The following is a 23,994-nucleotide window of genomic DNA, read 5'->3' as shown; positions in this document are numbered from 1 at the left end:
ACCTGACCAGAATGTTTTTCCACCAACAGGCGTGGACAGAGAGGACTCCCGGTTTGGAAACCGGTTTACGAAAACCGGATGTGATTTTGTTGCTCTGTACAGTAAGTGATTAATCAAGGAGTTGAATACGATGGATACGAAGCGTCATAATCAAAGATCAGAGCAGGTCCACCTGGAAAAAGTCACATTTCTCATGACGCTTGTGCTTGTGAGTCTGCTCTTTTTGCTCTTGCTCTTGCCTTTTTGGGGAGCGATCTTTTGGGCCTGCATCATCGGTCTGATTTTTTCGCCTATGTACCAACGGCTCCTCAGGATGGGGAAACCAAAACCCAATCTGGCGGCACTGGGGACATTATTGATTTGCTTTGTAATCGGCATCATCCCCTCATTGTTTGTTATCATCTCCTTTTTTCGAGAAGGAGCAAGTCTTTACAACCGTCTCAAAAGCGGAGAATTTGATATTGCAGATCGTATTGATAAAGTTCAAACAGCTTTTCCAAGCATAAAAAACTTTTTCGATCGATTTGATCTGGATATCAATAGCATTCAGGCACAACTTTCTGATTTTGCTCTCACTTCTAGTGGTTATATCGCTCAAAATGCGCTTGCGCTTGGACAGGGAACTTTACAGTTTTTTGTAGCTCTTGGATTGATGCTTTATATGGCTTTTTTCATGCTTCGAGACGGTGACAAACTTGTAGCGACACTTGTTCGTGCCTTACCCTTGGGGAATGAGCGTGAGTATTTGCTTTTTAACAAGTTTGCCGAAGTAGTGCGTGCGACAGTGAAAGGCAATCTGCTTGTTGCAGCCGTTCAGGGAATCTTGGGAGGATTTATTTTCTGGGTACTCGATATTCACGGAGCGTTGTTATGGGGAGTCGTGATGACTCTACTTTCTTTAATACCAGTCATTGGAGCCGGATTGATCTGGGGGCCTGTCGCTATTTACCTGTTCGCTATTGGCGAGTTGTCCCACGGAGTGATCCTGGTAGCATATGGAGCCGGCGTTATCGGATTGGCAGATAATATTCTGCGACCGCTTCTGGTTGGACGCGATACAAAATTGCCTGACTATATCGTTCTGCTTTCGACGCTTGGAGGTTTTTCACTGTTTGGAATGAACGGATTTGTTCTGGGACCCTTGGTGGCTGCACTTTTCATTGCATTTTGGGAAATTTTTATTCGGGAATTCAACACTTCAAAATCCGGCAATGCCAGCATGGAATAACTAATTACATGTCTTATTATATTGAATCACGAAATTTTCTTTCATAAGCCATACAGATTACGGCGAGAAACAAGAGAATAAGACCAAGAACAACGACTATGGCACGAGTTCCAAGCCATTGAATGAAAAAAAATGAAACAGCGATGGCTCCGGAAATGCTTCCCAAAGTCGAAATTGCATACACCCGACCAGCCGTTCGGCCTATTTCGTCCAGCCCAGTAGCGCTCAATTTGATCACAAAAGGCGAAACCATGCCCATGAGCACCGACGGCACCAAAAAGAACAGCACGCTGATCAGGAGTACGGAAAACCGAAATTCAAGCCCCAGATCCGCGACATACCTACCGACCGGCAGATAGACGAGCGGAAGAATCAGAATGCAGACCGCGGCAGAGGACAGTATCTTGGCCAGTACCACCAGACTCGGGCGTCTGTCGGCCAGTCCCCCTCCGAGCCAGTAGCCGATACTGAGGGCCAACAGAAAGACGCTGATCAGGCTTCCCCAGACATAGACAGAATTGCCGAAATACGGGGCCAGTATCCGACTGGCTACAATTTCCAGCCCAAGCAGTACCCCGCCGGACAGAAAAGCCACGCTGTAGACGAGGAAATCGAAGGCATGTCGCATGCTATGTACCATCCTTCAAAAGATTAACCGGAGCGTAATCGTCGGTCAAAACCTTCGTACCGTCGGGCCAGGTCGGATTCGGTGCGAAATGGTTCTCGAACATGCCCTTCAAATCGAGACGCTGCGGCTTGCGCGTGGCTTCCAACTCCGCAAGCCTGTTACGCACCGCCTCGGGAGAAGGCAGGCCGCCGGGCGCGGCCACAACAATTCGATTTGTCGACAACTTGCCAATATAGTGATGAAATCCACCAAAAACCGCATGATACGTTGCCGATTCACGATCGGCAAGGGCCTGACTGACCCAGGTGTTCGCACAGACTACCCCGCCCTGCGAGAGCCGCTCACGGACAATCTCCAGAAACTCGCGCGTGGTCAGATGAAAAGGAATATAGCCTCCGTGATAGGCGTCGAGTAAAATCATATCGAACTGCTCTGTGGTTCTCCGCAGCCAGCGCCGGGCATCCTCCACCACAAGCTTCATCTTTGCGTCTTCCGCATACCCGAAATACTGCCGGGCCATGGCGACGATCTCGGGGTCGAATTCAACATTCGTGATTTCCGCATCGGGGTAGATCATCCGGAGGGTACGAGTGACGGTTCCGCCGCCAAGTCCGACCACGAGAATTTTTTTCGGCGCATCCACATAGCCGGACACCAGCATCATCATTGCCGTGTACTCATAAACGTGCCGAAACGGGTCTTTCAAATCCATGGCACTTGATCTATCCAACAACGACCCGACATGCATTCTACGTATTCCATTAGCCTCTGAGATGAAAATAGTCTGATACGGTGATTCCTTCTCATCAATAACATCAGCAGATGTCGGCAGCAGATACAAAAAAACTATTGCTAATGAAAAAATTATTGCAGCCAAGAAAATAAAAATTCGCGTCAAATATTTCTTCATCTCACACCATTTAAATCATCTAAGTTATACGCATTGCAACGAGCATTTGGATAGTGAAGCATTCTTTCGCACGGCCAATCAACGCGGAATGAACAAGAATTTCCAGGAGAACGACTTCAAAGCCCTCATGATCCCTGCATGAAGCGTGGCGGTATGGAAGTTAAAAATTTCCCGCAACAATGCCGCCAACAGCAATATCTTCATCTACATCCCGACGATGCGCATACCCATTCAGCCGCAAATCCCCCAAGCTGTTCATCCGTACCCTCTGGAAGAATATTGCGCAACGCCGGAGCAAGAACTCCTCTACGCGGCGATTTCAACCCGACCCAGCCTAAACGGACTTCCAGATTCATGACGAGCCGTCTCAAACCAGAACTGCAAAAAGAAAAAGCCGCTGAAATTTTTACATTTCAGCGGCTTATCTTTTTAGATGGTGTCGAAGGGGGGGATTGGCAATTTTCGACACTAACTATCTGATTTTACTTACTCTCAAGCCAGTGTTTCACTCGGTCTGTGTAACAGTTTGCGGTATGATCTTTCCCGCTCTCCCCCTGCCCCCCTCTTTGGTGTTTTCCCTGGCCAGATGTCAAGGCAGAGCATCACCATTCCTAGCCGTCCTGATCGGCACTCGCTGGAGCGAGAAGGCGGACTCCTCAATTTTAAAGAGTCCCCCGTGTCCTAAATTTTGAGGAGACCTCCTACACCTTGCACTCAACTTCCCTTAAGCAAAAAGACGACGCCCGAAAAATCACGACTGGCAAGGGTTTTCAATTACCCAGCACTATTAGAGCCACAGGCCGGTTAATCACCACCCACTATCGATAAAGCACAACAGCTCGTGAGGCTCCTGCCAAGCAGTCACGGGATGGCTGAAAATGCAGACCTGTACTTGGTTAATCCATGATCAAGGGTAATTAACACTGGATTTAGGAGGCGACCTGCCGCCAGCAAACCCAAGGCCGCCAAGGGTTTTCGATTAAGTTGCACTATTAGAGCCTAACCAAGGTCAAGACGCATACGAGCGCACACACCGCCACCAACCAAGACAACCACAAACAACAGCGAGGGCGTGGCCTCGATCAACAACAGCCACGACCACACACAAATCAAGGCAGGCCATCAAGCGGAACTCACGCGAACTGGCTTGCCTACGTCCTGGGTTCAGGGAGCCTACCATCCCTGAAGATCGCGATATGGCCACCTACTGGCCAAGCCCTGGGACGCCCCGTCAGGAGCAACGACCATACAGAATAGGGGGGCTGTATGGATCGCCTGACGTGCTGTCATAAAACGCCGCAGAGGCCCTTTGACAGCTTTGGGGGGGTAGGGGGGGGCCAAAGTCAAACTAATAGCTAATACTAATAGATAACCATAGGTGATCTTAATGCTTTGACTATAAGTGATCTTGTTTAATAGTCTTTCTTAATAAGCTATAAGAACAATAAGTGAACCTACAGGTTGAACTAAAGATGTACCATATGTCTCCCTGTAAGTCATCTTCTGGTTGAATCATATGGAGAGCCTTTATCTACTCCTGTAGTTGAACCAATAGGGACGACCTCCTCAATGATGATCCATGATTGATGACCACTAACATGGAAGAATCTACTCACTATCCCAAGAGTGTCTAGCCAAAGAAGCCTATGAACACTACAGGCTTCAAGCTCACCACTTCTTGCTTTATCTTCATGCGCTCCGTTGGTGAAGCCTCTTATTTCACCTATAGGGCCGAACTCCTCCATGATGGTCTATGATCAACGATGATCATCACCAAGCCCTAGTACAAATATGAGGTCGGCCCATATCATACCTATGAGGTCACCCTCCCCTACTACATGAGCACACATAGATCTCATGTTTGACATATGCCCTCCTCATGTTCTCCCCCCCCTACCTCGTGTCAAAGTAAATGGGCCTCCCCAAGGCCTTGCCCCATTAACCAGCCATATCCGTAAAGCCCGTGTGTTGCCATGTCAGTTCCCCCGTGTAGTGGGGGCTGGTGGCTGACATGGATGGGGCTTCACACGGGCTTTACCGATAGGAAGACTACACACACCATGAACAACATCATCACCACCTTCCAGTTCTCTTTGACCACTGGCCGGACTCTCAACGTACGTGTCACCGACCAGAACGGTGACCCCTGGTTCATCGCCAAGGATGTCTGTGATGTCCTTGGGTTCGCCAATCCCAGTGATGCTACCAAGTATCTCGATGAGGATGAGAAAGCTCTGATCAATAATCCGAGCTTGACCGCCAATCCGAATGGAAACGTCACCATCATCAACGAGTCTGGCCTCTACTCCCTGATCCTCCGGTCCCGCAAAGCGGAAGCCAAGCGGTTCAAGAAGTGGGTGACCAGTGAAGTCCTCCCCTCCATCCGCAAACACGGCGGGTACTTGAAGGGACAGGAAGAACTTCCAGAAGGCCTAGTCTCTAGTCTCCACAAAACGATCAGGGAGAACGCCTTACCCGCCTTGAGATATTATGATCTACTGACTGAACATAATTACTATCCCGGCATCTCGAAGCACAAGCGGGAAGCCTCAAAGCAAGAGGCCATCATCAAGACGGCAGTGAAGTTCGATCTTCCTCCCTCCTTCGTCAGACAGCTTGTCAGCCATGGCGTTAAAGAAGCACTGAACAATGGGAGCCTGTACGTCTAATCACCTTGCCTTCCGTCATGGGGGAGGTCATGTGAACACCACACTCACCACGGGGTGCTCATATGGCCTCCCCTTTTTTCGTATTATGCTTGACCGTGCATAATAAGTCAGGCATCCCATATCGGCCATCGAGCCATATTTCCTGGTATAGAGATTCGATGTCCCATTAATCATTGATGAACATCATTCCGTCCCCTCACAGAGGCTCCTACCGAGGCAGTCGCTAACCCAAGCCATTCCTAGCCCAGCAGAGACATACCCCTATTTGACCCGTAAATGGCCATAGGAGCGCCTCTAGCTTCAAGTCATATCGAAACATTCCAAACTCTCCAGACAGGCCCTAGAAGCGAAATATGAGGCTCGTTTTGGCGGATACAAGCGGTAACATCCTGGGATGAAAGAGGAATAGGCCACACTGATCACAGGAAGACCTTGATTGCTCTGAAGAATTTAGAAAGCTGAATTTTCAGCTTACGGAGACCGAGGTCCAAGCTGGCGTCAATTTTAACGTCAGTGAATATACCGATGCGACTGGCCGAAATTACCCATGACCACCTCCCTCAAGGTGGCCGAGGTTTTCGGGAAGATGCACAAGGATGTACTCAAGGCCATTCAAAACCTTGATTGCTCTGAAGATTTTCGTGGGCGCAATTTTGCGCTGACGGAAATTGAGATTCAGGCTGGTCCCGTCAAGCGCATGTCCCCCATGTACCTGATGACCCGTGATGGGTTCACCTTCCTGGCTATGGGATTCACCGGGGCGAGAGCCGCCGAGTTCAAGGAGCGATACATCGCAGAGTTCAACCGGATGGAAGCCAAGACTTTCGTGAAGGAACACAAGCATGACATGAATGACATTCGCAAGCTGATCGACAAAGGACTGCCGAATTTTCGGCAGACCTCCTACACCCATCCACAGAACGGCCAGCAGTACCGTATGTACCTCATTGACCATGACGGATTCACCCTGCTGGCTATGGGCTTCGCCGGGGAGGCCGCCTCGTCGGTAATTATCTGGAATTACACAAAGGTATCGACTCGATACTTTTGACCTCCAGCCCATCGTAACAGCCTAGAATTACTTAAAGGTGCTGATTTCGCACCTTTGACCTCCAGCCACCCGTGGCGCCGGGAACATCCTGGCTACCATCACCCAGGACAACAAGTGCTACTTCTCGCCCCGCCATGTCTGTGATGCCTTGGGTATCACTTGGCAAGCCCAGCTTGTGAAGATCAAGGAAGATCGGGTGCTTGCGTCAGTCGTAGCGGAAATCGCTACAACTGCCCGTGACGGCAAGAACTACAAGACCGTCATGCTCCCCATCGAGTTCCTTTCTGAGTGGCTCTTCACCATCAAGAAGGTTGCCCCTGAACTCCAGGCCAAGCTGAACCTCTACCGTGCCGAAGGCTTCCGTGCGTTGGACGCATGGTTCCGTTGTTTGGTTAATCCGAACGACTGCTCGTGATGGCAAGACCTGCGTTGTGGAAATCGAAACGCAGCTACCCGGCTCCATTCATAGCCGCAGCTACACCATGATGCCCATCGAGTTCCGTTGCGATTATCGAAATGGAAGTTCGCCAAGATCATGGAGGCCGCTGTACTTTCCAAGGGGTGTCGATAATCGACATACCTTCCGCTGATGGTGACAAGAAGACCACCGTAGCGGAAATCGCTACGATGCTTCCTGATGGCTCCCAGATCAAAGCCGACCCGGTACTCGCGTCAGTTATTAAGGAAATCTTAACAACTGCCCGTGATGGCAAGACCTGCGTGGTGGAAATGACCATGCAGATCCTCCACCCGGAGGGTTTTGATCAAAAAATCTGAAAGCCCATATATCGTAGAGAGATGATCAAGTGTCCCCCGTGGCAGGGTCGGCGTATGGTTGGCAAGGGCCTATTCATCCTCATGACCAAAAGCGATCACACCCATTGTTCCGACGGCAGGAGGAACCTGCCCAAGACGGGCCGGGCCATCGCTGTGGAACTCTCCTTTCCTGTCTTCCTCGGCCCAGGTATTGTCATTATGACAACCCCTCCCCTGACACTTGACTGTCCCTTCATTCTCTCTTACAAAACCTCCTAACGAACGTAAGCGAGATTTGTAATCAGGAGAAAAGGACATGGCTGAAGGGAGGTTCATCTCATATCTGCGGGTATCCACCGCCAAACAGGGACTGTCAGGGCTTGGTCTTGAGGCACAGAGGAAGGCTGTCACCGGCTACCTAAACGGCGGGAACTGGACCCTGTTGACTGAATACGTAGAGGTTGAGAGCGGCAAGAAGAACGACAGGCCAGAGTTGAACAAGGCCCTGGCCCATTGCCGCCTCACAGGAGCCACGCTTGTGATCGCGAAGCTGGACCGCCTGTCACGCAATGCCCACTTCCTGCTGGGCCTTCAGGAGGCCGGGGTTCGCTTCATCGCCACCGACATGCCGACAGCCAACGAGCTTACCGTGGGCATCATGGCTCTTGTAGCGCAGGAGGAAAGGAAGGCCATCTCGGCTAGGACCAAGGCCGCTCTTGCCGCCGCCAAAGAACGGGGCGTGAAGTTGGGCTGTCCGAATGGAGCCGCTCACCTACGGCAGTACGGGAATGAGCTAGGGGTGGAGGCGGTGAAGCGTAATGCAGATGAACGTGCGGGGAAGCTTGTCGATGTGGTCAGAAATATTCAAGCCGGGGGAATCACCAGCTTAAAAGGGATAGCTGAGGAACTTAACAGAAGATGCATTTCTACAGCCAGAGGTGGAATATGGTATGCATCAACTGTTAAGAATCTCATTTCCAGAATTAACGACAAAAAATAAGCGTTCATTAATTCTATTTGTCAAGAAATAGGTTCGTCAAATATGGAAATATAAAAATTAAAAAGCTAGAGTTGCCACGTTCCATGTACTAAACAGCGCTCTTTGTTGATATTAGCTATTGTAATTTTTGCATCAGAGCGGTCAATCTTTAGAGTAAAATCTGGCGGATCAGCACCAATTGGAATATTAATTGTAGGTCCATCTGTTGAAAAATGAGACCTATCAAGCTCCAATATCGGATTGAATAGTCTTACTGGAAATTCGACGAGTTCATATTTATTTTGTCTTTTAAAATACCTAAGTTGAATAATTGAATCAACCTCATTACAATATTCATTAAATAACTCAAATGTTCGCTCTTGCCTTGTAGACGCTGTCCTACAATCTTGAATCCATGCAGCCTCTGTGAGCTTACTTATGTGGAGCTTGTTCTCGCGAAGGCTCTGAGCCTTGCTGGACTTCAAACTGATTCTTCGGTTACCAAGCTCTATATCCCAAAATCTTTGCCCTTCAGGCGCAAATTCAACTGTATAACCAGCACGCCTACATGCTGCAACAAATGCTGAGTCAAAACTTTCCATGTACAATGGAGATCCCATAAAGCAATGATGCGTTAATAGTTTTGACCTGAATTCGCTTTCAAATTCTTGAGAATTAAAAGGTGATTCTGGATGCATGATAGCAGAACACGGCGTCCTCAAAGCGGAGATAAATTCGTTAATTCTTCGTTCCTCTGCTTCAGTCGCTTGGATATTAATATTAGGCATACACTATGTCCTGATGATTTTTACGCACAATATCTGATTGCTGAAGATTTGTTTCTGGCAGTATTGCGTCTGCTACGGATGGCTGGATACCTGTTAGCATCCAATGGCACAGGTTGGCTAGTTGGTAAGAAACCAGGGGAGGGACTGCATCACCAATATGTCTATATAAGTTTGAAATTGATGCACCATTAAATTGAAAATCATTAGGGAAACCTTGAAGAATTGCCATCTCTCTTACAGAGCACAAGCGGTGCTCAATAGGATGAGCGTACCGACCGTTCCCAATATGGGAGCATTCGCGCTTTATTGTGGGAGCTGGCTTGTTCAACGCCATTCTCCCGTACACATCGGGATATGACCCAAACTTGTTTAACTTGATGATCCTCTTCATAGATCCTGTAAGGAGATCGTCAGCGTCAGGCCTACTGATCAAATCCATCCATGACCCGCCGTCTAGAGGGATTGCTTCTATTCTTTTACGAACTATTCTAGAAGAAAAGTTGGGGTACTGGTTTTGTCCTTCCGCACTTGGCGAGATAGCACTAAAAGCTTTGCGGACAGTTATCGCCTCATCAACAACCCCCCAACCATCCCACAAGCTCTCAAGAGTATAGAGAGGAAGGTTTTGCTTCGCAGCAATAACAATAGCTCTCTCTCGAATTTGCGGAAGGCCAAATCGAGAAAGCATGTATGTTCTTCCGAAAACATTATATCCATGACACTCAAGGTATTCTCTAAACCATTCATAGTGATGTTTGAAATTACCCCTAATCAACTCGCGTGCATTCTCCATGACAACGATATCAGCAGATAGTTCCGATGCAAACTCTGCCGAACGCCGAACTAGGCTATTTCTTCTATCATCTTGAAGATGGTTATTTGGATTTGCCCTACTGAACCCAGTACATGGTGGACAACAAGATAAAATATTAACCTTATCGTTATTATTCAACTTTAAAATTTTTTTAAGATTCTTTGGATCAATTTTTGAAAGATCGCAATTGACAGGATTTATACCAATATTTTTTTGATATGTGGTATTACACTGTAGTTTCCCGTTTCCAGCGCTAGGCTTTCCTAGTTCTGCATCAGCAGCAGCAATAATCTTGAAGGCTTCGTGTTTAAAAAAACCGTAACTCATACCGCCTGCACCAGAGAATAGATCAATTACCGTAAACTTTTTCATATTTCCTCGAATTACTTATCAAAATCTCTAGCTATCATCTTGTTTGAAATATATAACTATAATTTACAGTATTTTTTGTGATTAAACATTAATTTCTTTAATTATACTCTCAGCATCGGTTAGAGAAACAACATTTGAATCCAACCAGAGCACTGCATTTATAATGGTCTCAATTTTTTTCTTTTTCAATTCACATTCCCACACTATGAGAAACCTCCATCCCATTTTCATTAACTCTGATTCAACAAATTTGTCGCGATTAATATTTTCAGAAAATTTTAAATTCCAAAAATCTACGTTTGTGTTTGGCGTACTTGCATGTTTGCACCCAACGTGCCTATGCCAATAACATCCATGTACAAATATAACAGCTTTATATTTTGGAAATACCAGATCAGGCTTTCCAGGGAGTGCTTTATAATTAAGGCGATATCTGAAGCCGAGCCGATGAAGTCCAGAGCGAAGAATCCGCTCCGGCTTTGTGTTCGTGCTCTTCACTTTCGACATCAGAACTGAGCGTTCCGCCTGGGATAAGATATCCGTCATCGTTCAATTCGTCTTCCCGATTGTTCAAAGTTCGGTAGACCAGTAACTCTAAAAGGGCAATATATTCAATTTGTTCTAAATATCAGATAGTTAAAACCGACGATTTGACATGTTCACGGAAACTCAAGATCCACCAAGCATTCCCCGACTACGCAGCATTATCAGGGAATTCTTCCCATAAACGGAGTAGCAGGGATTTCAACAAAACCAATTTTACTGTAGTAATCTTTCAATTTGCGAAATGCACAACTTTGATCTGAGGACAGACACTCTAATTTTAATTCTTTGTACCAATCATCATGATGAAGTCGCTCAGATTCAAACTGCAAAGGATAAGGCTTTATTAATACGAGACCAGCCCCTGATCCAAATCTATTCACAACAAAGTCCATAACCTTTAGCCCTAGATTATTTCGTCTGAAATCAGGCAAGATCTCAAGCCTTGAGATCACTAATAAATTTAGTCCAAAAATCTCATCATTAAATAACGCATTAATGTCATCTTTAATCCCACCATCATCCATATCAAAAATATATTCATAATATGCCATCAATTCCGATGAATGATCAAACAGTTCAAAGAAATCAATTCCCTCATTAAGGGCAATATCTGAATTCACATAACTACACTCGAACTTCCCTACTATTTGACAATTCTTACCAAAGTCACACTCGGAATGCACAACTATATCACCGACATACTCATAAATATAATGACTTGGCTCACCATGAAGATCTAAAGAAACATCATTATTCCATCTCAGACGAAAGTACATACAACCTCCCTCCATATTGATAAAGACAATGAAATGAGCTTAGTTTCCCTCTGGGTTATGAATTATTACCCGATCCATTGTAGCCCTACTGATCGCCTCAAGGAGCACCGGCAAGGCATACCCCATACCGTCCTTGTCCCTGCCGTAGTGAGCCGAGATGCTCTTGTTCGTATGCCCGTGGATCGCGTCGGTCAGGCTTGGATCAACCCCTGCGTTCCTCAAGGCCCTCTTGGATGTATGCCGGAAGGAATGGAAGGTCTTCTGCTTCCCGGTCTTCACGCCGATCGCTTCCGTGTACCGCCTCCACCACTTGGAGAAGGCATCGGTCCTCTTGTCCTTCCTGGCCCCGCCCATCTCCTTCAACGTGGAAAACAGCTTAATCGCTCCCTGCTTACTCCTCAACTTCACGAACTCAAGGAAGCCTAGCTCCACAAGCCGGGGATGGATCGGAACCTTGCGCCGGGAGGACTTGTTCTTGAGTCGCCGTTCGGTGCTCTGGTCGGCATGGATGAACAAGAACTTCACTCCATCCTCTTCCATGACATCAGCGACATCAAGCTGGCCAATCTCCTCAAGCCTAGCCCCAGTGAACAAGGCCACTATGGGAAGCCACCGATAGTCAAGCACAGCGTCACGCTTCATCCGCTTCTTGAACTTGCACTCCTGGCCAGGGACAAAGAACGATGATGAGAACAGGACGTTCAGTTCTTCTTCCGTGTACGGTAGGGTTGCCGGTTCATTATCGCCGTGCTTGTCGGCATCGTGGGTAACCCTGATCTGATTGGCGGGGTTGTCATCAATGAATCCGTTGTCCACGGCATGGGCCAGTATCGCCTTCAATGCTCCAAGGTATTTGTTGTTGATCGTCTTAGAGTTCAGCAATTCAAAGGCCGTCCCTTTCTGCCGTTCCTTCTCCACGAAGGCAACGACCTGCTGGATGCTCTTCTTGCGGACGGAATGGGGGAGCCTAACGGGAAACTTGAGCAAGGCGTCCTTGTACTGTCTGAAGTGGGACTTCGTGACAGCCTTCACCGGAAGATCGCCAACAAGCTCAATGAAGCGACGGACAGCACCTTCAAAATTCTTAATGGTGCTAGGTGCTGGCTTCCTCTCCTTGAGGTAGCTTTCCCATATTGTGGACAGACAGGGGTTGTCCTCCGATGGAATCATGGAAGCCTCTTGCGTCTGGGCTTGTACGATTTGTCCCTGGCCATTCACTTGAAGAACCACGGGAGCACCTATGACAAGTCCAGCAGTCGCGCTTTGAGAGCCGCTGTAAGCAACGCTCTGGCTTGCCGGAGGCGTTGGTATCCACTGACCATCAAGCCGTTTGAGAATGGCCTCCTGGGCATCCATCTCCTTCTGAATCAGCGAAAGGCAAAGCCGCCGGAAGGCAAGGGAACCGACTTGATCTTCAACCTTGAGGTCATGAGCAGCGAGGAAGGCCAAGGCCCTGTCATGGATGATGGAGATATCGCCGCTGGCAAGGTAGCTCCCTCCTGCCTGGAGGAAGAGCCGTGCACGTTCACGCTTACGTTGGATAGTTGACGGAGATAGGCCAACACCATGAGTTGGGAAGGATTCAGGTGTGAAGGGCATTCCCTTCTGTTCATGAAGTTGGCGAAGGAACTCTTGGTTCTCTTCCCACTCCTTCCGGGCCTCCGAACTTCCAGCCGTCCGCTCCTGCTCATCATGAGCCAGGACTTCGTGCAGGTAGAGAACGGCAAGCCTGTCCAGTTCGTAGTCGGGAATGGAATCAAGATCAGTGAGAGGAGCCGCCGGGGATGAAGCCACCCCTACCCCTTGAGCCTGGGCAAGCTGTTCCTGCTGCTGACGCTCAAGCTCAAGCCGCCTACGGTGCTCGTCGAACTCTTGGTCAATGCGGACAGCTTCAACCCTGCATCGGGCCTTGGCTTCCTTGGGGTCTTTGGTCTTGAGGCTGAAGACGATCTCTTTCTTGGGGGCATAAACCTCCAAGATGTCGGATGGGATGCGAACCCGGAAATAATAGTTCCCGGATGAGCCACGGCGTTGAAGATGGTTACATAAAGACAAAGCTCTCATGCCTCTTGTGTAACAGCTTTGTGTAACACTTGGAAGCATGAGAGCTTTTAAAATCAGGCGTTTGTTGTGATCTCAAACGCTTATGGTTAGATGGTGTCGAAGGGGGGACTCGAACACACTTTGATAGCTATCTTGCTGAAGTATTGGACTTTTATTGACTAAATCTCTCGCCTCTCCGTAGCCTTCCGGGATGATTGTACCAGCAGAACGTACCAGCTTAAATTCACAACAAAATAATATTTTATCACTCAGTTTGCCGGTTGTAAACGCGGCACGTTAATGTTTCACATGATGTTTCACATTTAACACCCTGAACTTATTGATAATAAAAACATTTAGCCAGTTATGACACCACAATAAGGTTCAGTTACCTAGTGTTTCCTAAGCCCTCCTTTCGGACAAATTTAGTACACAATGCGGAATATCAGCTCTGCGACTAAACGGCTAAGGGCAATGTGGTGTGTTGATAATTCCAGAGGCTTTGATTCAAAAAATCTGTGAAGCAGCCCCACTATATGCGCACAGGTCCCGGGGTCGGTGGTCCTGCGGGGGGGGGGCTATTCGCTGAAGAACTAGGCTATCCTACGTATTCTTTTGCTGACATTGTTCGAACGGCTATCGGGCAATAGTAGGTTGTACGCCTCCTCCTCTAAATTCATTGCCATGCGCTCATATTTATCTCTATCTTCCCTAGCAATATTCGCCATGCCAGCCTTAGACCTATAATCATTTGCTGCATCCATCATTTCTCTATATTTTGACTGTGACTGATTTTCAGCTTTATTTTTGCTGAGATATTTATATTGCTCACGTAAATCATCTATTTCTTTTTTTAGTGCGCTTTTAATGTCTTCATTTTTTATATCCTCTATATTTTCATAATTTCTTGCTCTTTCAATTAATGTATTTTCCGCTTCGGCAAGCAATTTATTCCTTTGTAATTCTAAATTATTATGAAGTACTGCTGTATTATGAATGAGTTTTTCTTTAATATATAATAATTTCAACATTGGATATTGATTTAAATATTCAACAAATAATATTATCCAATGATGAGAAAGTGCAATTATTATCGAACACACAAGTGGATAATAAACCAACGTAGACAAGTCAGCATGTGCTTTAAAATAATCAATTCTATCGATAACATCGTTATTGCTTACAATTGCATAAAATAATGAGTCCCAGTTTGCGACAGAAAACGCTATCACATAATAACCGAATACAGGATTGCTGATGCGATTTTTTATCGCTTCAAAGATCTCATTCATTAAACATTCCTCCAACCGCCGTTATTCGACTTCATCAAGATTTATTGCATGCTTATATAGCATATTATGATAACATACTGCAAGCCTATTCTTCGCATTAGCAGCATTGATTCGCACCCTTGTGCTCTTAAGCAATAATACCCTTAGCGAATATACCAAGGAACACAATTAACCTCGCCATTAAACAGCACTGCTGCCACCAAATTACGAAGATTCTAGATTAGACAAAGATCAATCATCCGAACTTATGAATTATTTAGCATGTTTGCATATTCAATATGAAAATCAATCCCTATCCTCTTGACGGTATCCGCCCCTCCTGCCCACACAATTAACACATTATTGGCGCAAAACTATGACACACGCTTGACATATCATGTGCACATAGGTAGTGCTTGCTCATCGCTACAAAGCATCATCACAGGGTAGCCGAGTCAAACTTCTTTCAACCTTTTAACTCAGGAGGCCGTATGTTTAATTTGCGGAGGTTGTATCATTTAGATTTTGAACCAAATGCAATGAGATACAAGCAGATTTATCGCTCAAAATATCTTCTTTAACATCTACGCAATTTCCAACTAGTGGAGCAAATACACTCACCACAACACTTAACTACTACTTTATTTTTTACACTAATTATTTACTACTATTTTACAACTTTTTTTTAACAACTACTACTTACAACTACTAAACTATAGGACTACAGGGAGCGTATATGCTCGAACGCATGATTACAGAAGTAAGCACTGTTTCAAAGGAAAAACCCAGAAACAAACGCTACAATCTCAATATTCCAGAGGCCCTCTTTGATGAAGTTCAATCTATTGCAGATGAAAATGGGACATCTGTTGTTGATCTTCTGAGAAGGTTCATTAAACTCGGCCTTGTTGCAGTCTCTATTGAAAAAAGGGATGACACAAGGCTATCCATCATCGATAGCAACGGAGAGCGGGAACTAAGACTTCTTGTTTGAAGTTACTATACGAGGCAACATGAATACAAAGAAACGTATAAGCATAGACGACGCTTACACAGAATATTGTGGCCCTTGTGACAAAACAATGGGCATTGGATTATCGATACAATATGATCACAAAGGTAAAAAACTATCAATTGCTTGTAGCAGAGAAGTAGCTGTAGCAGCTGTCTTTATTGCTAGCGGACACGGGCAAGACATCTTTGCACACATTATGAAATTCATTTGTTGAACTAAGCCTCGATGAAAAGTCTTGCCCACTGCCCATTTCAGTGGGTTTTTTTTTGCTCACGCATTATGATTACTATACAACATGCGCAACAGTCACCGCCAACGTGACCCTCATATACTCACAGACAACTAAAATAAGATTCGACAAATACCGCAAAACAGTCTGGCGTGAAATACGCTCGGAAGGATATCACCATACACGTACGGGTGCGGGGGGTAGGTGGTCCCCATGGGGGTAGGGGGGGGGGATAGGTTCTAGGTTTGTCACATCATGAGTGATGAGACAAACTACACCTTATCTCGTGTTCTTTCTTTTTCACTTTTTAATGCAAGTAACAATTCTTGATTCTTATCCCTTAGCTTTTTTAAATTATCAGCCGTCACCTTATCGTCATTAACTAACTTCATAAGACCCATATGATAATGCAGATATGCAGCTATTGGATGAATATAACCTCCTGATCTAGAATTTTGCGCAACACTAATCTCACACTTGTAGCTCTCTAAAGCCAAGCTCACAGACTGTTTAATTCGCTCTCGTTTAGCATTAATGTATGATTGCATCCATATCGATGCGATTGAAGTAATAGCGCCAACAATCGCGCCAATAAAAGCAGCTAGCAAAGGAACGTACTCAGGGTTCATTTGTTTCCTCAAATAAGACTTATGAGTGATCTCTATTAATAATATCGTAAACGGAAGCCCTTGAGATACCAAATTCCATAGCAATAGATTTCTTATTTTGTCCAGCATCCACTTTCGCTAGTATAGCCTTCATCTGGTCATCTGTCAGCTTCGATGGCCTACCGAACTTCACACCCTTCTTTTGCGCTATGGCTACACCTTCTTTTCTTCGCTCATTGATTAGACTACGCTCGAACTCGGCCACCGCTCCTATCATCTGGAGCATGAGCTTTGACATAGCATTCTCTTCCCCGTTGAAGGTGAGAGCTTCTTTGTGAAACTTGATAGTCACACCCTTGGCCGTCAGCTCTTCCACCAGGCGTTGCAGGTCTAGCAAGTTCCTGGCTAGTCGGTCTATGCTATGCACGTGTAGGGTATCGCCCTTGCGTAGATGGTTCATACATGCGTCGAGCTGGGGCCTGGCTGTATCCTTGCCTGATAGCTTATCCGTGAACACTTGATCCAGATCCACCTTATCAAGCTGGCGTTCGGTGCTCTGAACAGTGGTGCTAACTCTCATGTACCCTACATTCTGACCCGTCATTTGATAGCCTCCATTGTGGCGTGTTGTGTCAGATAGTTCTATAGAGTTACTGACAGCGTGTCAAGTTAGCGGGAAACCAACTTATCTTACACCGTAAACAGGGGTCTATCCTGGGGCTGTGATAGTGTCGAAATGTAGTAGATTTCTGACACTAGCCTCAAGGTATAACTGTAGATTCGATAGCAAGCCGCTGTTAACGGCCTGACATGAGGGTCAGCTTATTAAGTAAACATCGCTAGGCCGTATATATTCCTTGCGTTGTTTAGGTTGCTAGTCTTGGGAGGGTGTAGTTTGAAGCGTAGGCCGTAAGGGTGAGTCTTTGAGAGAAGATTGATGTCATTACGGGCGAGGTGTCACATTGTGCTCATTACTTAAGTTATGCACGCCCGTGATAGATTCAAAAACGATTTGCCGAACCCGAACAGGGGAGCGGCTAGTTCTTAAGTTGTTTCACAACTTTTAATAGTGCTCAGATTTTGCACACTCTCTGCTCAAATTTTGCACACCTCATCCAGGCAGCACAAAGCCAAAATCGACTAGTGCCGCTTCTGCCGCATAGAAGCTTGTTACTGAAATGCCTGCTCTTTCGCATAGCTCCTTCCGGTTTGCGTTACAGACTAGAACTTCAGCATCACTAGATTGGCCCACAAACGAGCGCATCGCCCAATATAACGCTTGTGCTACACGCGTGCCTCCTAGCTTTGCCCATAACCCATTCTTGATAACATACTTCGGAAGCGGCATGAATCTCTTTTCGGCATGCATTTCGAGTTCCAAGCTTATGTCGTAACCATGAGCCATATGTCCATTGTTCGCCATATATCTAAGTCTGTTGCAAATTCCAAGGTTACATAGTTCGTTACACGCTTTCATAATCGTGTTTCGGCTACCTATTCCTGATAACTTACAGAGCGTATCTTGGCTAGGTATTGCTATTTTAAACTCTTCACTAATATATTTGAAATATAGCATTACTGGGAACACAGACTTGCTAGCCAGAGACATGGCTTGCCACGTAGCATTATCAAGACCTGGCAACCGATCATATGTATTCAGCATGAGGTACTTTGGAAAGCGAACAAAACCGCCATTGCTTACGCTAGCGGCAATATCGCCGTGACATATTATTCTTTTCATCACACTCCACCATCTACAGGACACAGTTTCAGCGACCCCGGAACCGGCCTTACTCGGCTCGGTCCGTGGATGCTCTTGGGGCTCCACATGCCACCTAGTTCCCACGGAATGGGGTCAAGGCGGTCTTCCATCGACGGGACCGAACATTCGGCTGGGGGTGTTATTTTCTCACAGCCGCACAGCCGATCTTTTCAAAGTCTCAACGTTGGCTCGCTTAATGTTCAACACGGCGCAATTGTTCGCTTGTTCGGAAATCTTCCATTAAACTAGGGGGATTGCCTCAAGCACTTGTTTGTCTTGTATGCGTGTATGGCAGCTCAAGTAACCTATTCTCCGCGCTAGCCGATAAATACTTGCAAATTACAGCTAGCTCCATGAGCTGACAAAAGAGATAAAGCAGCTTGTGAGGGTGGGAATGAAGTAGGCCACGGACAAGGGCCGCTATTTTCTGAAGGCTCCCCTACTCAACCCCGTCCGGTTGCAGGTGCTCCCCTGTCGCGGATCGGAGATAGCCATATTAAGCACAGAATGCCCCCTCTCGTGCGTCCGAGAGCAAAACCCTAGCCAGGACATACCTCCAACTTTGAACGCTATTAAATCAGGTAGTTAGAGGTTTAGCTATTTCAATTTCAAAACAGTTTTTTTTAAAGTCTCAATCCCAAGTTGTTAAAGATTGAACAAACCGACTGTGGAAATGCGGTGGCGAAAATCTCAATGATCACAGAGGAAAGATAACCTCTACTTTCGCTTTTTAACTCCACCCTTTGCCCACTTGCTTTGAGCTAATAGCCTCAAGTCTGGTATTTGCTCATGGAAGTCCAGCTTCATAATGCCGTCCTTCAACTTCTGTTCGACAGAGAACTTACCACCATATCCATTGTGACTTTCATTATTACTAGTCCCTTCTTCCCCAGTACTGTGTCCTGATATTTCGCATCTCACTTCAGGATTAACATAGCATTCTTTCATTCTTGCTATTACTGTATTTCTAAAACAATGAAAGTCCAGCATATCACCTTCTGTTTCTCCTTTCATTCTTCCAATACCAAGTGATCGACGATGCAATATAAACCTATCAGTTAATTTATACCTATTCAAAAATTGACGAGAATAGTCGTTTTCATGTCCAGCATTATTCATAAGTCCATCTCTAAATATAAATTCTTCACGACTAAATTTGTCAACAAAATCAAGCAGTCCAATTTCTATAAGAAATGAATGTATCGGCACTGGCCTATATACAGACAAGCTTTTAGTCTTAAGGTCTTTTTCTTTGGTAGATGTTAAATCAATATAGTAGATACCATCTTTTTGCTTGTGATTTGACTTTTTATTCGCCTGAACTAGACAATCTAACATATCTGGCGTGCACTTTATGTCCTTTCGCCTAAGCGTCATTATTTCGCCCATACGCATACCAGTAAACAATGCAATCAGAGGAGCCCAAAAGCAATAAGCTTTGCTCTTAGACCACCTCAAATAACTATCAATGTTAAAAAGGCCGGACAACTCATCCATGCTATAAGGGCGAGTAGGCGAACCTCCTTCTTTGTCAACTTGATTTTTGCATTCCTTAACACCGCTACCTATGATCGCCATTAACGATTCAGCATGATCTTTGCCTATATATCTATTTCCAGCCAACCAATCTATAAACACCCTTGTATCTATTAATCTTTTACTTATTGTCTTATTTGATAGCGCTTCGCTAGCGTACCTACTAACTCCATACTCATTTATATCATACTCCATGCTTTCAATATCTAGCCGTGTAGGTATATATTTCAACTTATCTGCGTAGGACTCTATAATATCTATTGTCAAATTAGATACCTTAGCATTCTTACCAACAATAAGAGACAGCTCTATTAACCCACGACGTTTAAATTTTGAACCATGCTTATTATTAGCCTTCCCCGCTGATCTGTCTAGCTTCTCTACATACTGCTGTACCAACGCTCCCAGTGAGGTATCAGAATCAGACCTAACAACATCTTGCGCGACACCAAAAATTAATGGCGATTCGACTTCGCTTGACCTTAGAAAATACTGCGACAATTCCTTATGTGCTGCATTAATATCAAAACTACCATCAACCTTTTTGGCCGTATGCTTTAATGCTATAGAGCTTACCCTATCAAAATAGCCTCTAGCTTGAAACACATTACCGTCAACTTTACTCTCCTTAGTCCGAATTTCATCCTCGAAAGTATCAAACATTTCAGACGCAAGACTCTCACTGCAACCCATTTCACTGACTATTGATTTTACAGATTTATGTTTTACATCTTTAATATCCCTATCTGAATCATCTATACTACCGTATATACAATCAAATACACTTGATCCATCAATTTCATTACTCGTGTATATTCTATCAGAGTACTCTTTCCCATACTCATTAAAAGCACGTGCAAGATCTTCTTTACTTTCACCGCAGTAGTCATTGACTAATAATGACTCTCTATAATCTAAATCCCAATTCAATAATTTAGGCATCAGTGAATTTAACTTGGATTTATCCAACTGTTTTCCTTCCTTCATTTTACCAGCTATAAATCTGAACAGCATATTGATACGCGAAGCTAGTAAGTACGCCCTAGGACGCGCTTCCGTGTATGCTATTGAACCCAGCGACAGTCTAATCTCAGTTTTACCGATAGCTTGCCGTAACTGTTTTGGCACACTGATTCTGAAGTGCAAGGAACTGCCCCGCTCAACGATATATCCAAAGTAAGACCTTCCACGCTTCCGAGTTTTCCGACCGTGACCACTAAGACTCTCAGCCGCACCACCCGAAACTTGACCCTTTTCCATACCTACCGCCTTCGAGATTGTACCAGCAGACTGTACGGGCGGGCCTATATGGACCTTTAGACAAAAGAAAAAGCCGCCAAAGTTGTTATACTTCAGCGGCTTATCTTTTTAGATGGTGTCGAAGGGGGGACTCGAACCCCCACGGGAAATCCCACTACCCCCTCAAGATAGCGTGTCTACCAATTCCACCACTTCGACATCTAAGCATTCAAATTTGCGTAACTAATCCCGCAAACCGGAGAAGCAGTCTTTAGCGACGCTCAACCAGTTTGTCCAGCATTTTTTTACTGATTTTTTTCCTGGCCTGCAGGTTCTTCGGCAGGGGCCGTCGTCACTCCGGCAGGAGCGGCGGGAGTCTGGGTCACGGGCATGTCGATCACGATGGATTCTTTGGGGGAAGTGTGCTTCTGCGTGCTCACATACGTGAAAATCATGGAGGTCAGAAAAAACACGGTCGCCGCTCCGGCAGTCAATTTGCTGAGCAAATTACCGGCACCGGTGGATCCGAAAACAGATCCGCCGCCACCACCGAAGATTATTCCCATGCCCTCTTTGCCGGATTGCAGCAGGACGAGAACGACAAGGGTGACACAGGCAATGACATGTATGGTTATCATCAGGGAGTTCAAAAAAATACCTCCTAAATTATGCGAGCACGATCTGACTGAAACTGTCCGCTTTGAGACTTGCGCCGCCTACCAGCACACCGTCCACATTGTCAAGGCGGATGATGGTCGCGGCGTTGTCCGGCTTGACGGAACCGCCGTAAAGAATGCGGATTTGAGCGCCCTCTTTGGGCAACAACGACGTGAGCGTGGCACGCACAAAGGCATGCGCGGCCAGAATCTCATCGGGTCCGGCGACTTCGCCCGTGCCGATGGCCCAGACCGGCTCGTAGGCCACAGCCAAGTTCTGTGCAGTGGCGGTGGACAGCACTCCGGCCAGCCCGCTTTCGAGTTGGCGCGCCAAAACTTCCTCGATCTGTCCCAGTCGCCGCTCGACAATGGTCTCGCCGATGCACAGGATCATCTTGAGCCCGGCATCCAGTCCAAATGCCACCTTGCGCCCGATAAGCTCATCCATTTCGCCCAGGACGTGCCTGCGCTCGGAGTGTCCTGCCAGGGCATGCGTGCAGCCCAGGCCCATAAGCTGCTCAGGCGCGACTTCACCTGTAAAAGCCCCCTGGGCAGCGGGATAGAAATTCTGGGCTCCGGCGTAACATCCCGCTTTCTGCGCAAGAATGGGACACACGGAATGCATCATGATAAAAGACGGGCAGACGAGCACTTCCCTGTCCTCGGGCAGTTTGTCGAGCAGCGAGACCAGTTCCCTGGCCGTGGCCACGCCCTCTTCCACGCTCTTGTACATCTTCCAATTGGCGGCCATGAGCAGTTTTTTCATGACTTATTCTCCAGGGCGGTGAAGGCAGGCAGCTCCTTGCCTTCCAAAAACTCCAAAAATGAACCGCCTCCGGTTGAAATGAAGGAAAACTTGTCCGCCATGCCCAGTTTCTCCACGATGACGTTGGTGTCGCCGCCGCCAAGAATGGTCATGCCCGAAACGGCGCCCACCACCCGGCAAAGATTGATGGAACCCTGGGCAAAGGCCGGATTTTCGAAGGCGCCCATGGGTCCGTTCCAGATCACGGTCCCGGCGTTCTTGATGACCTCGGCGAAAAGCGTGTGCGAAGCGGGCCCGGTGTCCAGGATCATCTCATCGGCCGGGATATCCTGATAGGTGCGCACGCCCGAGGCGATGCCGCCCTTGGGGTCGGTGCCGAGAATGAAATCCACGGGCAGGTAAAACTTGACGCCCTTTTCCCGCGCTTCGACCATGATGGCCATGGCTTCTTCGAGCAGATCGTCCTCGACCAGGGACGTGCCCACCTCGAAACCCTGGGCCTTGCGGAACGTGTTGGCCATGGCTCCGCCCACGATCATGGAGTCGACCTCTTCCAGCAACGCTTTCAAAATGCCGAGCTTGGAAGAAACCTTGGCGCCGCCGATGATGGCCACGAATGGACGCGCCGGATCTTCCAGCGCCTCGCCCAGGTACTGCCACTCTTTCTTGAGCAGCAGTCCACCGCAGCAATCCTTGATGAATTCCGTCACGCCGACCACCGAAGCGTGAGCGCGATGGGAAGCGCCGAACGCGTCATTGACGTAGACCTCTCCCAGCTTGGCCAGCTCCCGGCTGAAGTCCGGATCGTTCTTGGTCTCGCCGGGATGAAAGCGCAGATTTTCAAGCAGCAGGACTTCGCCGGGCTTGAGCGCCTCGGCCATGGCCTGGACTTCGGGCCCGATGCAGTCCGGAGCCATGCGCACCTCGCGTCCGAGCAATTCCGCCAGACGCACGGCCACCGGCTTGAGGGAAAATTCCGGCGCAGGGGCGCCCTTGGGCCTGCCGAGATGCGAGCAAATCACCAAAGACGCGCCATTATCCAGGGCCAGATTAAGAGTCGGTAAACTCTGCTTGATGCGGTTGTCGTCGACAATGGCATCTCCTTTGAGGGGCACGTTGTAGTCGACGCGCATGAGAACCCGTTTGCCGCTTACGTTCAATTCATCTAAAAATCGCATATGATCTTCCTCCCATGGGGCTTTGACTTTGATGGTTACGGACGATTGCCCGCTCCGGCTTTCGTAAGGGAATCAGTAAAAAATGACAATGGCCGGTCCAAAACAGACCAGGCTTGAATACGAATAGACGCTTGCTCCCCGCCTTCAAAATACGCACAATGAATAATTATTTCT

Annotated in this window: 24 protein-coding genes and 1 tRNA gene; 9 read left to right on the top strand and 16 right to left on the bottom strand. The window is 46.9% G+C overall.

The features are described from left to right. The first annotated feature begins 130 nt into the window (after positions 1 to 130). Complete coding sequence (locus DBAC_RS04570) at positions 131 to 1,228, top strand: AI-2E family transporter (protein ID WP_015773117.1); 1,098 nt, start codon at positions 131 to 133, stop codon at positions 1,226 to 1,228. A gap of 16 nt (positions 1,229 to 1,244) precedes the next feature. On the opposite strand, the gene DBAC_RS04565 is transcribed toward DBAC_RS04570, so the two are convergent. Then, a complete protein-coding gene (locus DBAC_RS04565; RefSeq protein WP_015773116.1) occupies positions 1,245 to 1,856 on the bottom strand; it encodes a fused MFS/spermidine synthase in 612 nt (203 codons plus the stop codon). A 1-nt stretch (position 1,857) separates the two neighbouring features. Beyond that, positions 1,858 to 2,766, bottom strand: a complete 909-nt coding sequence (locus tag DBAC_RS04560) for a spermidine synthase (RefSeq protein ID WP_081434352.1) — start codon at positions 2,764 to 2,766, stop codon at positions 1,858 to 1,860. Between the two features lie 138 nt (positions 2,767 to 2,904). Here DBAC_RS04560 and DBAC_RS18720 point away from each other — a divergent pair, with 138 nt between their 5' ends. The 6 genes from DBAC_RS18720 (at position 2,905) to DBAC_RS04530 (ending at position 8,242) form a co-directional block, all read left to right on the top strand. Beyond that, positions 2,905 to 3,246: a hypothetical protein gene (locus DBAC_RS18720; protein WP_143890793.1), complete on the top strand. Its 342-nt coding sequence runs from the start codon at positions 2,905 to 2,907 to the stop codon at positions 3,244 to 3,246. 1,580 nt (positions 3,247 to 4,826) lie between these two features. Continuing rightward, entirely contained in the window at positions 4,827 to 5,435 is a 609-nt protein-coding gene (locus tag DBAC_RS17665; protein ID WP_050762038.1) for a BRO-N domain-containing protein, read from the top strand. A gap of 547 nt (positions 5,436 to 5,982) precedes the next feature. Further along, positions 5,983 to 6,486: a Rha family transcriptional regulator gene (locus DBAC_RS17660; RefSeq protein ID WP_015773113.1), complete on the top strand. Its 504-nt coding sequence runs from the start codon at positions 5,983 to 5,985 to the stop codon at positions 6,484 to 6,486. 85 nt (positions 6,487 to 6,571) lie between these two features. Further along, positions 6,572 to 6,901, top strand: a complete 330-nt coding sequence (locus DBAC_RS04545; protein ID WP_081434351.1) for a phage antirepressor N-terminal domain-containing protein — start codon at positions 6,572 to 6,574, stop codon at positions 6,899 to 6,901. Positions 6,902 to 7,002: 101 nt separating this feature from the next. Beyond that, on the top strand, positions 7,003 to 7,263 hold the full coding sequence (locus tag DBAC_RS04540) for a hypothetical protein (RefSeq protein WP_143890791.1): 261 nt from the start codon (positions 7,003 to 7,005) through the stop codon (positions 7,261 to 7,263). A 295-nt stretch (positions 7,264 to 7,558) separates the two neighbouring features. Continuing rightward, positions 7,559 to 8,242 (top strand): recombinase family protein, encoded by a 684-nt coding sequence (locus tag DBAC_RS04530; RefSeq protein WP_015773110.1) that lies wholly within the window; start codon positions 7,559 to 7,561, stop codon positions 8,240 to 8,242. Positions 8,243 to 8,307: 65 nt separating this feature from the next. On the opposite strand, the gene DBAC_RS18715 is transcribed toward DBAC_RS04530, so the two are convergent. From DBAC_RS18715 to DBAC_RS04515, 6 genes are all read right to left on the bottom strand, one after another. Then, a complete protein-coding gene (locus tag DBAC_RS18715) occupies positions 8,308 to 9,009 on the bottom strand; it encodes a hypothetical protein (protein ID WP_015773109.1) in 702 nt (233 codons plus the stop codon). Further along, on the bottom strand, positions 9,002 to 10,195 hold the full coding sequence (locus DBAC_RS18240) for a DNA cytosine methyltransferase (protein ID WP_015773108.1): 1,194 nt from the start codon (positions 10,193 to 10,195) through the stop codon (positions 9,002 to 9,004). The genes DBAC_RS18715 and DBAC_RS18240 overlap by 8 nt, the downstream gene beginning before the upstream one ends. Positions 10,196 to 10,276: 81 nt before the next feature. After that, positions 10,277 to 10,741, bottom strand: a complete 465-nt coding sequence (locus DBAC_RS18235) for a very short patch repair endonuclease (RefSeq protein WP_015773107.1) — start codon at positions 10,739 to 10,741, stop codon at positions 10,277 to 10,279. Positions 10,742 to 10,902: 161 nt separating this feature from the next. Further along, positions 10,903 to 11,517: a hypothetical protein gene (locus DBAC_RS04525; RefSeq protein WP_015773106.1), complete on the bottom strand. Its 615-nt coding sequence runs from the start codon at positions 11,515 to 11,517 to the stop codon at positions 10,903 to 10,905. 39 nt (positions 11,518 to 11,556) lie between these two features. Next, positions 11,557 to 13,581, bottom strand: a complete 2,025-nt coding sequence (locus DBAC_RS04520; RefSeq protein ID WP_323740359.1) for a DUF6538 domain-containing protein — start codon at positions 13,579 to 13,581, stop codon at positions 11,557 to 11,559. 572 nt (positions 13,582 to 14,153) lie between these two features. Next, positions 14,154 to 14,852, bottom strand: a complete 699-nt coding sequence (locus tag DBAC_RS04515; RefSeq protein WP_015773104.1) for a coiled-coil domain-containing protein — start codon at positions 14,850 to 14,852, stop codon at positions 14,154 to 14,156. Positions 14,853 to 15,567: 715 nt separating this feature from the next. Between DBAC_RS04515 and DBAC_RS04510 the strand changes: the two genes are divergently transcribed. Further along, on the top strand, positions 15,568 to 15,825 hold the full coding sequence (locus DBAC_RS04510; protein WP_015773103.1) for a hypothetical protein: 258 nt from the start codon (positions 15,568 to 15,570) through the stop codon (positions 15,823 to 15,825). A 19-nt stretch (positions 15,826 to 15,844) separates the two neighbouring features. Beyond that, entirely contained in the window at positions 15,845 to 16,060 is a 216-nt protein-coding gene (locus DBAC_RS18710; RefSeq protein WP_143890789.1) for a hypothetical protein, read from the top strand. A 287-nt stretch (positions 16,061 to 16,347) separates the two neighbouring features. On the opposite strand, the gene DBAC_RS04505 is transcribed toward DBAC_RS18710, so the two are convergent. The 8 genes from DBAC_RS04505 to DBAC_RS04470 form a co-directional block, all read right to left on the bottom strand. Further along, on the bottom strand, positions 16,348 to 16,704 hold the full coding sequence (locus DBAC_RS04505) for a hypothetical protein (protein ID WP_043810376.1): 357 nt from the start codon (positions 16,702 to 16,704) through the stop codon (positions 16,348 to 16,350). A gap of 19 nt (positions 16,705 to 16,723) precedes the next feature. After that, positions 16,724 to 17,287 (bottom strand): recombinase family protein, encoded by a 564-nt coding sequence (locus DBAC_RS04500; RefSeq protein WP_015773102.1) that lies wholly within the window; start codon positions 17,285 to 17,287, stop codon positions 16,724 to 16,726. Positions 17,288 to 17,794: 507 nt separating this feature from the next. After that, on the bottom strand, positions 17,795 to 18,424 hold the full coding sequence (locus DBAC_RS04495; RefSeq protein WP_015773101.1) for a helix-turn-helix domain-containing protein: 630 nt from the start codon (positions 18,422 to 18,424) through the stop codon (positions 17,795 to 17,797). A gap of 738 nt (positions 18,425 to 19,162) precedes the next feature. Further along, positions 19,163 to 21,241, bottom strand: coding sequence for a site-specific integrase (locus tag DBAC_RS04490; protein WP_015773100.1), 2,079 nt, complete (start codon positions 21,239 to 21,241; stop codon positions 19,163 to 19,165). Positions 21,242 to 21,354: 113 nt separating this feature from the next. Beyond that, positions 21,355 to 21,439 (bottom strand) — tRNA-Leu (locus DBAC_RS04485). An 86-nt stretch (positions 21,440 to 21,525) separates the two neighbouring features. Further along, the gene (secG, locus tag DBAC_RS04480) at positions 21,526 to 21,870 is read right to left on the bottom strand and encodes a preprotein translocase subunit SecG (protein WP_015773099.1); all 345 of its coding nucleotides are present in this window, start codon (positions 21,868 to 21,870) and stop codon (positions 21,526 to 21,528) included. A 16-nt stretch (positions 21,871 to 21,886) separates the two neighbouring features. After that, positions 21,887 to 22,642, bottom strand: coding sequence for a triose-phosphate isomerase (tpiA, locus tag DBAC_RS04475; protein ID WP_015773098.1), 756 nt, complete (start codon positions 22,640 to 22,642; stop codon positions 21,887 to 21,889). Beyond that, entirely contained in the window at positions 22,639 to 23,820 is a 1,182-nt protein-coding gene (locus tag DBAC_RS04470) for a phosphoglycerate kinase (protein ID WP_015773097.1), read from the bottom strand. The genes tpiA and DBAC_RS04470 overlap by 4 nt, the downstream gene beginning before the upstream one ends. Positions 23,821 to 23,994 lie beyond the last annotated feature (174 nt).

Origin of the sequence: Desulfomicrobium baculatum DSM 4028 (assembly GCF_000023225.1) — a bacterium.
Classification (GTDB): Bacteria; Desulfobacterota; Desulfovibrionia; order Desulfovibrionales; family Desulfomicrobiaceae; genus Desulfomicrobium; species Desulfomicrobium baculatum.
The sequence above is the reverse complement of the archived record's forward strand: the minus strand, read 5'-3'. Positions and strand labels throughout refer to the sequence as shown.